Here is a 13,783-nt window from a genome sequence, read left to right on the forward strand (position 1 = left end):
ACAGCTGCGCTTCACCGTATAATTGTTCCGTTAACAACAGGAGCACATGATGAAGGCAACGAAACTGGCCGTAATTACCCTCTTTGCACTGATGGCCATCAGCGGTATCGGTGGCGTTATGCTTGCAGGTTATTCATTTATTGTTCGCGGCGGTGTTGGCTGAGGTATCCGGCCAGGCGTTCAAACAGGCGATCCACCACAATCGCCGCCAGCGCAACCAGAACCGCCCCCTGAATAATGTAAGCCGTATTAAACCCGCTTAACCCGATAATGATCGGCGTTCCCAGCGTATTGGCTCCGACCGTCGAGGCGATGGTTGCCGTACCAATGTTGATAATCACGGACGTTCGCACGCCGGCGATAATCACCGGTGCGGCCAGCGGCAGTTCGACCTTCACCAGCCGCTGCCAGGCGCTCATCCCCATCCCTTCCGCTACGCTCAGCACCGATGCAGGCACCGCCGCAATCCCCGCCAGCGTCCCTTGCAGAATGGGCAACACGCCGTACAAAATCAGCGCAATGATGGCAGGCTCCTGCCCAAAACCGATCGCCGGCACGGCAATCGCCAGCACGGCCACCGGCGGGAAGGTCTGCCCCGTTGCGGCGATGGTCTCCACCAGCGGACGAAACTCCCTGCCCGCGGGTCTCGTCACCGCAATCCCGGCGCCTGTGCCCAGCACGATGGCAATCACGCTTGACACCGCCACCAGCCAGAAGTGCGCCAGGGTGAGATTAACAAAGCTCTCCTGCTGGTACACCGGGCGCGGCAGCCCGGGGATAAGCGCATTAAACAGCGCCGCGCTGTGCGGCATCAGGTAGAGTAAGGCGATAAACAGCCCTGTCAGCCAGAGTAACGGATCACGGACCCACTTCACGCGTCACCTCCCCCGCCAGCAGATCGCGAAAATGGATCGTCCCGCATGGCGTCCCCTGCCCGTCCGCAACGGGTAATACCTCGCACTGCCGGGCGACAAACGCCGACAGGGCATCGCGCAGGCTCATCCCATCGTGCAGCGGTTCACCACCGATTTGCGCATCGTGCGGACGCAGATAGTCCCTGACGGTGCGCAGCGAGAGCAGCCTGACGCCCAGCTCGCTGCGGCCAAAAAATTCACGCACAAAATCATTCGCCGGCGAGGTTAACAGCTCAAGCGGCGTACCCTGCTGGACGACTTCGCCGTGATCCATCAGTATCAGACGATCGGCCAGCCGCAGCGCTTCGTCGATATCATGCGTCACCAGCACGATGGTGCGCCCTAGAATACGGTGGATGCGACTCATCTCCGCCTGAAGTGCGCCGCGGGTGACCGGATCCAGCGCGCCGAAGGGCTCATCCATCAGCAGCACCTGCGGGTTAGCGGCCAGCGCGCGCGCCACCCCGACCCGCTGCTGCTGTCCGCCGGAAAGCTGGTGCGGATAGCGGTCGCGAAGCGACGCGTCCAGGCCCAGCAGCGCCATCAGCTCGTCGACACGCTCATTGATCTTCCCCCGGGACCATTTTTCCAGTTGTAGCACGGTGGCAATGTTCTGGGCCACCGTCCAGTGGGGAAACAGGCCGATGGACTGAATGGCGTAGCCCATACGCCGCCGCAGTTCCAGCACCGGCAGGCTGCGGATCTCCTCTCCGGCAAAGCGAATCGTCCCGCTGTCATGTTCCACCAGCCGGTTGATCATCTTCAGCGTCGTCGATTTTCCCGACCCCGACGTCCCGATCAATACCGAGAACGCTCCCTCGGCAAAATGCAGATTGAGGTGGCTTGCCGCCGGACGGCCCGCAAAGGTTTTACTCACATCATGAAATTCAATCATTGGCTCTTCTCCTGAGCAGCGCGAGCCACAGGGCAAACAGGGCATCCAGTACGACCGCCAGCGCAATCGTGGGCACAACGCCCAGCAGCACCAGATCCAGCGCGCTGCTCAGCAGCCCCTGGAACACCAGTGCCCCAAAGCCGCCCGCCCCGATCAGCGCGGCAATCACCGCCATCCCCACGGTTTGCACCGTCACCACCCGCAGGCTGCGAACCAGCAGCGGAAGCGCAAGCGGCAGCTGTATTTTCCAGAAACACTGGCGCGCACTCATCCCCATCGCATGGGCGCTTTCCAGCACGTCAGGCGGAACCTGGCTTAACCCCGCCACCACGCCGCGCACCAGCGGCAGCAGCGCATACAGCACAAGGGCGATAAGGGCAGGCGTCAGCCCGGTTCCGGCAATGCCTGCCGCGGCCAACGCAGGGAAGGATTTCACCAGACCGGCCAGGGGGGCAATCAGCAGGCCAAACAGGGCAACGGAGGGGATGGTCTGAATAACGTTGAGCACGGTAAAGACGGCGCCCTGGCGGCTGGGATGCCGGTAGCACCCGATGCCCAGCGGCACGCCCAGCAGCAGCGCCGGGATCAGCGTCCCGAACAGGATCGTCAGATGTTGCGCCAGCGCGTTGTCAAACACCTCCTGGCGGTTGGCGTACTCTTTTAACAGCGAGAGTTGATTCAGATCGCCGCTGAAGAGGATCAGCAGAGGGATGACCCAGAATTGCGCGTTCAGCAGCCAGCGCCAGACGGGTAGCGGCGTGAGACGGCGAATGGCATCGCTACAGACCAGCAGACAAAGTGCCAGCCACAGCCACAGCCCGCTGCCAATCGACGTGCGCGCCAGCGGGCTTTCAACCGAGGCCATCTGCGTTGCCGCCTGTCCCGCGCTCCAGAACAGCACGATAAACAGTGCTTCGCTGAGCAGAAGCGTCAGCCAAAGGGCGGCTCGCCCTGGCCAGAAGGCTAAGGCTACAGTACTCGCCAGCGCCGCGCCCAGCAGTAGCGGCGTAAATGACCAGATCTGCCAGAGCGCGCGCGGTTCGCCCGACACCAGACGGTTTGGCGCGACATTTACAAAGGGTAACGCGACCGCCGCAATGGCCACACAGGCCAACAGCAGCAGGACGCGGTTATGACATTTTATTGGCACAGCCTTGTCCCGTTACTTCACAAGCCCTTGTTGTTTCAGGAAGTCGGCAGCCACCTTTTTGGCATCCAGCCCCTCAACGGCAATGCTGGCATTCAGCTGTTGCAGCGTTTTCGCATCCAGTTTTTCAAACACCGGTTTGAGCCATTCCGCAATATCCGGGTAGGCTTTCAGCACCGCCTCGCGCACGACCGGGGTTGGGGCGTAAATGGGCTGAACGCCTTTTGGGTCGGTCAGGGTTTGCAGACCAAGCGCCGCAACCGGGCCGTCGGTGCCGTAGGCCATCGCCGCGTTGACGCCAGAGGTTTGCTGCGCCGCCGCCTTAATGGTCACCGCCGTGTCGCCGCCCGCCAGCGAGAGCAACTGGGACTGATCGAGCTTGAAATCATAGGCTTTTTCAAACGCTGGCAGGGCATCAGCGCGCTCGATAAACTCTGCCGAGGCCGCGAGCTTAAACTCGCCCTTCTCTTTCAGGTAGCGGCTGAGATCGTCAAGCGAGGTGAGCTTGCCTTTCTCGGCAATATCTTTACGCACCGCGATGGTCCAGGTGTTGTTGGCCGGTGCCGGCGTAAGCCAGACCAGCTTATTTTTTTCCGCGTCCAGCTTTTTGACTTTTTCGTACCCGGCTTTGGCATTTTTCCAGGCCGGATCGTTTTCATCCTTGAAGAAGAATGCCCCGTTGCCGGTGTATTCCGGGTAGATATCCAGCTCGCCGGACGTGATGGCACCGCGTACGACAGGTGTGGTGCCAAGCTGTACTTTATTGACCGTTTTCACGCCGTGGCTTTCGAGTACCTGCAAAATGATATTGCCGAGCAACGCGCCCTCGGTATCAATTTTGGAACCCACCTTAACCGGCTCTGCGGCCTGTAGCGGCAGGCTTAGCGCCGCCAGAAGCACCGCCGATCCTGTTATCCCCTTAATAATCGTCATTCTGCTTTCCTCATTATTTTGTGGCCTTTTTCATAGGCTTGAGACAAAAGCGTAGCTTAAAACAGCGAATTTAACCGTTTTTCGTACAAGATGAGAGGCATCCCCCGCCAGGCGGGGGATGGGGAGGAAGGTAAGATTATTGCAGCTCGAATTCGGCTTTGTTCACGCGGGCGGAATCCACGCCAATGAAGACGTTGAATTTGCCAGGCTCGGCATCGTATTTCATCTGCTGGTTCCAGAACTTCAGCGCATTCACGTCAATCGGGAAGCTGACCGTTCTGGTTTCGCCCGGTTTCAGGTTGACCTTCTCGAAGCCGCGCAGCTGTTTCACCGGACGGCTCATGGAGGCCGTGACATCCTGAATGTACATCTGGATCACCGTCGCGCCTTCGCGTTTGCCGCTGTTGGTCACCTCCACGCTGGCGGTCACTTTGCCGTCATGCTTCAGGGTCGGCGCCGACATTTTCACGTCAGACACCTTGAAGGTGGTGTAGCTCAGGCCATAGCCAAACGGATACAGCGGGCCGTTCGCCTCATCGAAATAACGAGACGTGTACTTGTTCGGCTTGTCAGCGTTATACGGACGACCAGTGTTCAGGTGGCTGTAGTAAACTGGGATCTGCCCGACGGAGCGCGGGAAGGACATCGGCAGCTTGCCGGACGGGTTGTAATCGCCAAACAGCACGTCGGCAATGGCGTTACCGCCTTCGGTACCGGCGAACCAGGTTTCCAGAATAGCGTCAGCCTGCTGGTCTTCTTTCACCAGCGCCAGCGGACGCCCGTTCATCAGCACCAGCACCAGCGGCTTGCCGGTGGCTTTCAGGGCCGCGATCAGATCGCGCTGGCTCTGCGGGATAGTGATGTCGGTACGGCTGGAGGCTTCGTGCGCCATCCCCTGCGCTTCACCCACCACCGCGACCACCACGTCGGACTGCTTCGCGGCGTTCACCGCTTCGTCGATCATCTCTTTCGGCGTGCGCGGATCCACCTTCACCGCTTCCTCGTACTGGTTGAGGAAGGTCACGATGTCTTTATCGTTGGTGACGTTCGCGCCTTTGGCGTAAACCACTTTTGCATTATCACCCACGGCGCTCTTAATGCCGGTCAGCACGGTAACGGACTGATCCGCCACGCCTGCGGCGGACCAGCTGCCCATGACGTCGCGCTTGCTGTCGGCCAGCGGACCAACCACGGCAATGGTGCCGGATTTTTTCAGCGGCAGCGTGTCGAGACGGTTTTTCAGCAGCACCAGGCTTTCGCGCGCTACTTCCCGGGCTTCCTTACGGTGCAGACGGCTTTCGGCGTTAGTGTCCGCCGGGTCTGAATCCTTCGGCCCCAGATGGCTGTAAGGATCGTTAAACAGCCCCATGTCATATTTCACGTTCAGCACGTGGCGAGCGGCGTCGTCCAGCTCTGCCATCGTCACTTTGCCGCTCTTCACCAGCCCCGGCAGGTATTTGCTGTAATACTCGTCGCTCATGCTCATGTTGATGCCGGACTTGAGCGCCACGCGTACCGCGTCTTCCGGATCGGACGCCGTGCCGTGTTTAATCAGCTCTTTAATCGCGCCGTGGTCAGAGACGGTAATGCCCTTAAAGCCCCACTGGTCGCGCAACACGTCTTTCAGCAGCCACGAATCGGAGGTGGCAGGCGTGCCGTTGAGAGAGTTCAGCGCTACCATCACCGCCCCGCTGCCCGCGTCCAGCCCTGCCTTGTATGGCGGCATGTAGTCGTTGAACAGGCGCTGTGGGCTCATGTCGACGGTGTTGTACTCTTTACCGCCCTCCACCGCGCCATAGGCGGCGAAGTGCTTGACGCTGGTCATGACCGAGTAACGATCTGCCGGGCTTTTGCCCTGCATCGCTTCCACCATGGTTTTGCCCATCGTGGCGGTTAAATACGTGTCTTCACCGAAGCCCTCCGAAGCGCGGCCCCAGCGCGGATCGCGGGAGACGTCAACCATCGGCGCCCAGGTCATATTCAGGCCGTCGTCTGCGGCTTCATATGCCGAAACGCGCCCGACGGTTTTCACCGCATCAAGATTAAAAGAGGAGGCTAAGCCGAGGCTAATCGGGAAGACGGTACGCTGGCCGTGCACCACGTCATAAGCGAAGAACAGTGGAATTTTCAGGCGGCTCAGCTCCATCACCTGATCCTGCATCTTGCGGATATCCTGGCGGGTAACGGTGTTAAAAATGGCCCCTACCTGCCCGTCTTTGATCATCTCGCGAATGGCTTCCTTCGGGTTATCCGGACCGACGCTGATCAGGCGCAGCTGGCCGATTTTCTCATCGACCGTCATCTTTTTGAGTAAATCCGTGACAAAGGCGTCGCGGGCTTCGGGCGTGAGCGGGTGATTACCAAACAAATCCTCTGCCAGCGCAGGTTGCAGCGCCAGGCTGACGGCGACACCTACAGAACATAGCCATTTCATGTTGTTATTCTCTCTCATCAATAACCGCGGGAAGCACCCGGCCAGACCGTGCGAAAAGCGCAGTGTGCCATAAAGCCTGAAAACCTTGCAGGGTTATTCTCTGATTTTTCTCATGAATACCCGACCGCTCAACGGCTAATCGCGCTATGCTTTACAGCGAGAAATTTGCCCCACCACAAGGAGTGGAAGATGTCTTCTGTTCGAACTGACGATAACACTACATTTATTAACGAACTGTCTCGCCTGGTTGGTCACTCTCACCTGCTTACCGACCCGGCCAAAACCGCCCGCTATCGGAAGGGCTTTCGCTCCGGCCAGGGCGACGCGCTGGCGGTAGTCTTCCCCGGTACGTTGCTCGAACTGTGGCGCGTGCTCAGCGCCTGCGTTGCGGCAGACAAGATTATTTTAATGCAGGCTGCGAATACCGGCCTGACCGAAGGCTCCACGCCGAACGGCAACGATTACGATCGTGACATCGTGATTATCAGCACCCTGCGCCTCGACAAACTGCACCTGCTGGACAAGGGCGAACAGGTGCTCGCCTTCCCCGGCACCACGCTTTACTCGCTGGAAAAAGCGCTTAAGCCGCTGGGACGCGAACCGCACTCGGTGATCGGCTCATCGTGCATTGGCGCCTCGGTGATCGGCGGGATCTGCAATAACTCCGGCGGCTCGCTGGTGCAGCGCGGCCCGGCTTACACGGAAATGTCGCTGTTCGCCCGTATCGATGAAAACGGCAAGCTGACGCTGGTTAACCATCTGGGGATCGATCTGGGCGTAACGCCTGAACAGATCCTCAGCAAACTTGACGATGACCGCGTGAAGGACGAAGACGTTCAGCACGATGGCCGTCACGCGCATGACCACGATTACATCACCCGCGTGCGCGATATCAATGCCGATACGCCGGCGCGCTATAACGCCGATCCGGATCGCCTGTTTGAATCCTCCGGCTGCGCGGGCAAGCTGGCCGTTTTTGCGGTGCGCCTCGATACCTTCCCGGCAGAGAAAAAGCAGCAGGTGTTTTACATCGGCACCAATCAGCCGGAGGTGCTAACGGAGATCCGTCGTCATATTCTGGCCGAGTTCACTCACCTGCCGGTGGCGGGCGAGTATATGCACCGGGACATTTACGACATCGCCGAGCGCTACGGCAAAGATACCTTCCTGATGATCGACAAGCTCGGCACCGACAAAATGCCGTTCTTCTTCACTATGAAGGGCCGCACCGACGCGATGCTGGAGAAAGTATCGTTGTTCAAACCGCACTTCACCGACCGCTTTATGCAGAAGCTGGGTAACGTCTTCCCGGCGCATTTACCGGAGCGGATGAAGACCTGGCACGACAAGTATGAGCACCATCTGCTGCTGAAAATGGCCGGGGACGGAATTGCCGAAGCGCAGAGCTGGCTCACCGAATTCTTCAAAACCGCCGACGGGGATTTCTTTGCCTGTACGCCGGAAGAAGGCAGCAAAGCCTTCCTGCACCGCTTCGCCGCGGCGGGTGCTGCCATCCGTTATCAGGCGGTGCATTCCGAAGAGGTGGAGGATATTCTGGCGCTGGATATCGCCCTGCGTCGCAACGATACCGAGTGGTTTGAACATCTGCCGCCGGAGATCGACAGCAAGCTGGTGCATAAGCTCTATTACGGCCACTTTATGTGCTATGTCTTCCACCAGGATTACATCGTCAAAAAAGGGGTTGATGCGCATGCGCTGAAAGAACAGATGCTGGCGCTGCTGCACGAGCGTGGCGCGCAATATCCTGCCGAGCACAACGTGGGACACCTGTATAAAGCGCCGGAGACGCTTAAACAGTTTTATCGCAAAAATGACCCTACAAACAGTATGAACCCCGGCATTGGTAAGACAACGCGGAAGAAATACTGGAAAGAGAGTGCCGAAACAGAGGAGCACAATACGCAAGCCTCTGATGAACTCTTATAGCCAAATTTAAGAGATTGTTAAGCCCTCCTCAAACGTACTAGAGTATCTGCCTGTTGCCAGAGAAACGTTTCTCTGGCTTTCCAAACAAGGAGCGGGCAGAACATGTCGGCTGTAGAAATTTTCCCCGAAACTGAAATCGAGGTGCGCGACGCCCTTCCTGACGATGCGCATGCCATCTCGGCGATATACGCCTGGCATGTGCTTCATGGCCGTGCGTCCTTCGAGGAAGTTCCTCCCACCGTCGATGAGATGCTTCAGCGGATGAAGAGCGTGACCGACAGCGGTTTACCGTGGCTGGTTGCGTTGTATCGCGGCATTGTTGTCGGCTACTGCTACGCCACGTTTTATCGTCCACGCCAGGCCTACCGGTACACCCTTGAGGAATCCATCTATGTGGATGCCAGCACTACCGGGCGCGGGTTTGGCTCGGCCTTACTCCAGGCACTGATCGCCCGTTGTGAACAAGGACCCTGGCGGCAGATGATTGCCGTGGTTGGTGACGGAAACAATAATGCGGGATCGTTACGGCTGCATAAAAAACATGGCTTCGAGGTTGTCGGTCAACTGCGCAGCGTGGGGTATAAGAAGGGGGACTGGCGGGATACGTTGATCATGCAGCGTCCACTCAACGATGGTGACTGGACGCTGCCGGAGTAGGCGCTTTCGCCCGGTGGCGCTTCGCTTACCGGGCCTACGTATCGGGGCCGCTTTAGGGCCGTAGGCCGGGTAAGGCGAAGCCGCCACCCGGCACAGACAGGCGGCTCAGTCGTTCTGCGCCGTCGCCATCTGTTCCGCTTTCTGCTTTTTATACGCCAGCGCTGAAGCCGGCACCGGCTGCACTTTCCCGGTTTCAATCCAGGTGCGCAGGCGGCTGGCGTCCGCAAAGTGGGTATATTTGCCGAAGGCATCCATCACCACCAGCGCCACTGGCTTACCGTTAAACACGGTGCGCATCACCAGGCAGTGCCCTGCCGCATTAGTGAATCCGGTCTTGGTTAACTGAATATTCCAGTTATCGCGATACACCAGATGGTTAGTGTTGCGGAACGGCAGCGTATACGCCGGGTTCGAGAATGTCGCCATCTCCTCACGCGTGGTACTGAGCTGACCGATCAGCGGGTATTGCTTACTGGCGATCAGCAGCTTGGTTAAATCACGCGCCGTCGAGACGTTATGAATCGACAGACCGGTTGGCTCTACGAAATGGGTATTTTTCATCCCCAGCGCTTTGGCTTTGGCGTTCATCGCGCGGATAAACGCGTCGTAACCACCAGGATAATGGTGGGCAAGGCTTGCCGCCGCGCGGTTCTCAGAGGACATCAGCGCCAGCAGCAGCATATTTTTACGGCTGATTTCACTGTTCAGACGCACGCGAGAGTAGATCCCTTTCATCTCTGGCGTGTGGCTGATATCCACCTTCAGCTTTTCGTCCAGCGGCAGTCGTGCATCAAGCACCACCATCGCGGTCATGACTTTGGTTATGGAAGCGATCGGGCGCACCAGATCCGGATGACTGGCGTAGATCACCTTGTTGGTATTCAGGTCAACGATCATCGCGCTGCCGGACGCAATCTGGGGTTGCGCAGCAGCGGTGGCGACTGCGGTCGTTTTGGCGATGGCTGGCGCGGTAGCGGAGACGCCCAGCAGCAGGGCAAGACTAAGGAGTGACACTCGAAATTTCAGCATGATGAGACTTCTGATAATGATTCACGCACGTTATGACGTACACCGCCTGTGTCAACGGATAGACACAGGCTGGCTTCGGCATCATAGCGGTCACCGTGCGTTGTCGCCAGCGGAGAATCATAACCAGATGCTGCATTGCTGGCATTTACGCCAGCAATGCAGGGAACTTAAAAGAGACGGTATCCATAACCCCAAAGAATAACTGTCAGGGCCAGTAGCGCCTCCAGGACCAGCACGCCGATGGCAAGCGTAGAGCTGGAGAAGCTCAGGCCCTCTTCTTTATTGATATTGAGGAAGGTTGGCACCCCTACATACAGCAGATAACCGGTGTAAAAGAGGGCAACCGTACCGATCAGCGCGCACAGCCAGACCAGTGGATAGAGCGCGACAATACCGCTTAAAAACAGCGGGGTCGCGACGTATCCGGCGAAGACCATACAGTGTGCCAGCGACGGGCGCTGCGGATAGTTGCGTGCCATCCAGTGGATGACCCGCCCCATCACCGCCACCCCAGCCAGCATAAGGCCATAAAACAGAATGGCCAGGTACAGTCCGGTAAACCAGGAAAGCTGAACCACGGTGCCGTCACCAAAGTTCCAGCCTATCTGCGTAGTACCAATAAACGCGCAGACCACCGGCACCGCTGCCATCAGCAGGACATGGTGGGTATAGTGATGCGCGACCGTTTCGTTCTCGTTACGGATCACCTGCATTTCACGATCGGGATGGGAGAAAAGTCCCCAGACATGGTTCATAACGCCCCCTTGTTGTCGGCCCGTCAGCGATAGCTTAAGTATAATGCAGGCTTTAGATTATTTTATGTACAGTGGGAAATTTCCGTTGATTGCCGCGCGGTTGATGGATGGGGTATATGATTAACGCAGGCACAGTAAGGGAGATGACGTTTACGTAATGGATATCAACGGTCTTATTGAACAATATGGATACGCCGCGCTGGTGATCGGCAGCGTCGCGGAAGGCGAAACCATCACGCTGCTGGGCGGGGTGGCCGCACATCAGGGATTGCTGAAATTCTCGCTGGTGGTCGCCGCCGTCGCGTTGGGCGGTATGATTGGCGATCAGCTGCTCTACTTTCTGGGGCTGCGCTTTGGCCCGACGCTTTTGCAACGTTTTGCTAAGCATCAAAAGAAAATTCGCCGTGCTCAGCGGCTTATCCAGCGACGTCCCTGGCTGTTTGTGATTGGTACCCGCTTTATGTACGGCTTTCGCATCATCGGGCCAATACTGATTGGCGCGAGCCGCTTACCGCCGAAAATCTTCCTGCCGCTGAACATTCTCGGGGCGATTGCCTGGGCACTGATTTTCACTACGCTTGGCTACGTGGGTGGCGAAGTAATAGGTCCGTGGCTGCATAATCTCGATCAACATCTTAAACACTGGGCCTGGTTGATCCTGGTTGTTGCGGTGGTGATTGTGGTACGGCTGTGGATGCGGCACAGAGAGAAGAGGCGGGATCAGGAGTGAGTGCGGCCTGATGCCCTCACCCCGGCCCTCTCCCACAGGGAGAGGGGGTTTTTAGTTCCCTCTCCCACAGGGAGAGGGTTAGGGTGAGGGGAACCTATCCCTCCGGCTTAAACTGCGGATTCGCCAGCATAAAACCGCCGTCGACGATAAACGACTGCCCGGTGGTGTAGCTGGCGTCGCTGTCACACAGCCACGCCACCAGGCTGGCAATTTCTTTGGTATGCCCTGGCCGTGCCAGCGGGATTTCCGGCATTGCGCCTTCTTTCACTTCGCTGTCGTCCATATCATTCATCGGCGTGGCGATCGCTCCGGGCGCAACGGCGTTCACCAGAATCTTATGTTTAACCAGCTCCAGCGCCATCGACTTTGTTAACCCGCCCAGCGCATGTTTGGCCGCCGTATAGGCGCTGGCGTCCGGCAATGGCGTATGTTCATGCACCGAGGTGATATTCACGATCCGCCCCCCTTCCCCCTGCTTCACCATCTGACGCGCCGCGATTTGCGAGCAGAGAAACGCGCCGTCCACGTCAACGGTGAATATGTGCCGCCAGTCGTCAAACGACAGGTCCAGAAATGGCGCTTTATTCATCGCCCCGGCATTGTTAACCAGCACATCCAGCCGCCCGAAACGCGTAATCAGGGTTTCAATGGCCTTTGCGCCTTCCGGCAAATTGCTTAAGTCGAGATGAATGGCCTCGGCACGCTGCCCGCGCGCTTCAATTTCACGGCAGGTTGCCAGCGCCCCTTTCTCATCTGAATGCCAGGTTACTCCGACATCAAACCCGCGTTCGGCCAGCATCAGGGCCGTCGTTTTGCCAATTCCTGAATCCGATGCGGTAACAATTGCGACTCGCGTCATACTCACCTCCTGATAATCTGCAAAGAGGTAAGTATAGATAATGCGCAATGTTAGCCGTGATGATATCCGCCACCGAGCGCGGAGGTGAGCTGGAGCGTGGCATCCACGTACTGACCTTTCAGCATCAACCCGGTAATACGCTCTTTGAGCGCCGGAATTTTTGCTTCACTCACCCGGGAGCCGGCAATGATCCCGGCGCTGAAGCGCGCCTGTGCCAGCGCAACGACGCGCGCCGCATCTTTTTCGATCTGCTGCTGGTGCTGATTTTTGGCGGTCAGCGTTTCCACTTCGCTGGCCGTCCGGGCAACCTGGTTTACGGCATCTACCACGGCCTTGTTGTAGTTCGCCACGGAGAGGTTGTTTTGCGCCTGGGCGATATCCAGGTTCGCATTCAACCGACCGCTGTCAAAAATTGGCAGCGTCAGCCCGGCGGTTACGCCCATTTGCTGCGCAGATGAGCGGAACAGGTCACTCAGGTGCAATGCATCCTGCTGCAAGAATGCCATCAAATTGATGTCAGGGTAGAACGCGGCTCTGGCGGCATCCACTTCGCTCATGGATGCTTCGATATACCAGTGCGCCTCCTGCAAATCCGGGCGCCGAGCCAGCAGTTCATAACCGAGCGTTGATGGCAACGACGCCTCTGCGTCAGGTAAGGCATGCCGGGCGAGCGTGACTGAAGGGGTATGGGTCAACGCATTCAGACGCACCTCAATGACCTTCATTTTGCCGTGCACGTCAGCGAGCTGCTCATCGGTTTTGCTGGCATTGATATCCGTTTCAACGCCTTCCACCGAGGAGGTAATGCCGTGCTGATAAAGCTCACGATCGGCACCGATGATATTTTCCTGCTCCCGTTTGATTTGCGCGAGTACGTCACCCACCGCGGCCTCGGTCTGCCAGTCCCAGTACAGCCGCGCGACGCTGCTGGCGAGCAGCTGGCGGGTCTGCTCCAGCTCCGCTTTTTGCGCATTCACCTGACCGATGCGGGCCTCAATTTGGGCGCGGTTTTTACCCCATAAATCCAGATCCCAACCCGCCGTCAGACCAAAGGTGCCGTTGGTGTACCAGGGGCCGGTTGTCCCCGCCGCCGGGTCGGTCAGCGCAAATGGCCCCATCAGCCCCTCTGCCGACATTTTTTGCCGTTCAACATCTGCGGAAAAATCCAGCTGTGGACCCTCAGCAGCGACAGCGGCTTTCGCCTGTGCTTCCGCCAGGGTAATACGCTGACGGGCAATTTGCATATCCGCCGCATCCGCCAGCGCTTTGTCGATCAGCGCGTTGAGCTGGGGGTCGTTAAAGTCTTTCCACCATTCGCTTTTTGGCCAGTCGGCATGACGCAGTTGGGTATTTACAGCGGCGGCGGCGGCTTGCGTTTTTACTGGAGACACCGTGGCATGTTCCGGCGCGCAGGCGGCCAGCATAAAAACAAGAGGAGCACTCAGAGATAAAGTAAGAGAACGTTTCATTACGCCATGAACTC

At 58.0% G+C, this 13,783-nt stretch carries 13 protein-coding genes; 4 read left to right on the plus strand and 9 right to left on the minus strand.

All coding sequences use genetic code 11. The features are described from left to right. The first annotated feature begins 49 nt into the window (after positions 1–49). The gene (locus ACOTYH_RS14730; RefSeq protein ID WP_017383372.1) at positions 50–163 is read left to right on the plus strand and encodes a protein YohO; all 114 of its coding nucleotides are present in this window, start codon (positions 50–52) and stop codon (positions 161–163) included. On the opposite strand, the gene ACOTYH_RS14735 is transcribed toward ACOTYH_RS14730, so the two are convergent. The 5 genes from ACOTYH_RS14735 to bglX form a co-directional block, all read right to left on the minus strand. Then, positions 138–875: an ABC transporter permease gene (locus ACOTYH_RS14735; RefSeq protein ID WP_017383373.1), complete on the minus strand. Its 738-nt coding sequence runs from the start codon at positions 873–875 to the stop codon at positions 138–140. The two genes, ACOTYH_RS14730 and ACOTYH_RS14735, sit on opposite strands and share 26 nt — an antisense overlap. Further along, positions 859–1,809, minus strand: a complete 951-nt coding sequence (locus tag ACOTYH_RS14740; protein WP_032654271.1) for an ABC transporter ATP-binding protein — start codon at positions 1,807–1,809, stop codon at positions 859–861. Before ACOTYH_RS14740 ends, ACOTYH_RS14735 begins: the two co-directional genes overlap by 17 nt. Further along, positions 1,802–2,959 carry an ABC transporter permease gene (locus ACOTYH_RS14745; RefSeq protein WP_017383374.1) on the minus strand — a complete coding sequence of 386 codons (1,158 nt, stop codon included), beginning with the start codon at positions 2,957–2,959 and terminating at the stop codon, positions 1,802–1,804. The genes ACOTYH_RS14740 and ACOTYH_RS14745 overlap by 8 nt, the downstream gene beginning before the upstream one ends. Positions 2,960–2,971: 12 nt before the next feature. Next, the gene (gene osmF / locus ACOTYH_RS14750; RefSeq protein ID WP_015572333.1) at positions 2,972–3,889 is read right to left on the minus strand and encodes a glycine betaine ABC transporter substrate-binding protein OsmF; all 918 of its coding nucleotides are present in this window, start codon (positions 3,887–3,889) and stop codon (positions 2,972–2,974) included. Positions 3,890–4,025: 136 nt separating this feature from the next. Next, complete coding sequence (bglX, locus tag ACOTYH_RS14755) at positions 4,026–6,323, minus strand: beta-glucosidase BglX (RefSeq protein WP_032654276.1); 2,298 nt, start codon at positions 6,321–6,323, stop codon at positions 4,026–4,028. 189 nt (positions 6,324–6,512) lie between these two features. Here bglX and dld point away from each other — a divergent pair, with 189 nt between their 5' ends. Both dld and ACOTYH_RS14765 read left to right on the plus strand, forming a co-directional pair. Then, positions 6,513–8,270 (plus strand): D-lactate dehydrogenase, encoded by a 1,758-nt coding sequence (dld, locus tag ACOTYH_RS14760; protein ID WP_023295052.1) that lies wholly within the window; start codon positions 6,513–6,515, stop codon positions 8,268–8,270. Positions 8,271–8,372: 102 nt separating this feature from the next. Then, entirely contained in the window at positions 8,373–8,927 is a 555-nt protein-coding gene (locus ACOTYH_RS14765; RefSeq protein WP_017693051.1) for a GNAT family N-acetyltransferase, read from the plus strand. Between the two features lie 105 nt (positions 8,928–9,032). On the opposite strand, the gene pbpG is transcribed toward ACOTYH_RS14765, so the two are convergent. Continuing rightward, complete coding sequence (gene pbpG / locus ACOTYH_RS14770; protein ID WP_015572329.1) at positions 9,033–9,956, minus strand: D-alanyl-D-alanine endopeptidase; 924 nt, start codon at positions 9,954–9,956, stop codon at positions 9,033–9,035. A 167-nt stretch (positions 9,957–10,123) separates the two neighbouring features. After that, positions 10,124–10,711 carry a Yip1 family protein gene (locus ACOTYH_RS14775; protein WP_003859296.1) on the minus strand — a complete coding sequence of 196 codons (588 nt, stop codon included), beginning with the start codon at positions 10,709–10,711 and terminating at the stop codon, positions 10,124–10,126. Positions 10,712–10,868: 157 nt separating this feature from the next. On the opposite strand from ACOTYH_RS14775, the gene ACOTYH_RS14780 reads away from it, so the two are divergent. Further along, the gene (locus tag ACOTYH_RS14780) at positions 10,869–11,441 is read left to right on the plus strand and encodes a DedA family protein (RefSeq protein WP_032669483.1); all 573 of its coding nucleotides are present in this window, start codon (positions 10,869–10,871) and stop codon (positions 11,439–11,441) included. A gap of 94 nt (positions 11,442–11,535) precedes the next feature. Here ACOTYH_RS14780 and ACOTYH_RS14785 read toward each other — a convergent pair whose 3' ends face one another. Together ACOTYH_RS14785 and mdtQ are read right to left on the minus strand one after the other, a co-directional pair. Further along, positions 11,536–12,300, minus strand: coding sequence for an SDR family oxidoreductase (locus ACOTYH_RS14785; RefSeq protein WP_072203318.1), 765 nt, complete (start codon positions 12,298–12,300; stop codon positions 11,536–11,538). A gap of 50 nt (positions 12,301–12,350) precedes the next feature. Beyond that, on the minus strand, positions 12,351–13,769 hold the full coding sequence (gene mdtQ / locus ACOTYH_RS14790; protein WP_421637803.1) for a multidrug resistance outer membrane protein MdtQ: 1,419 nt from the start codon (positions 13,767–13,769) through the stop codon (positions 12,351–12,353). Positions 13,770–13,783: the final 14 nt, after the last annotated feature.

This window comes from Enterobacter cloacae complex sp. SHL001 (assembly GCF_049236825.1).
GTDB classification, from domain to species: Bacteria; Pseudomonadota; Gammaproteobacteria; order Enterobacterales; family Enterobacteriaceae; genus Enterobacter; species Enterobacter hormaechei_C.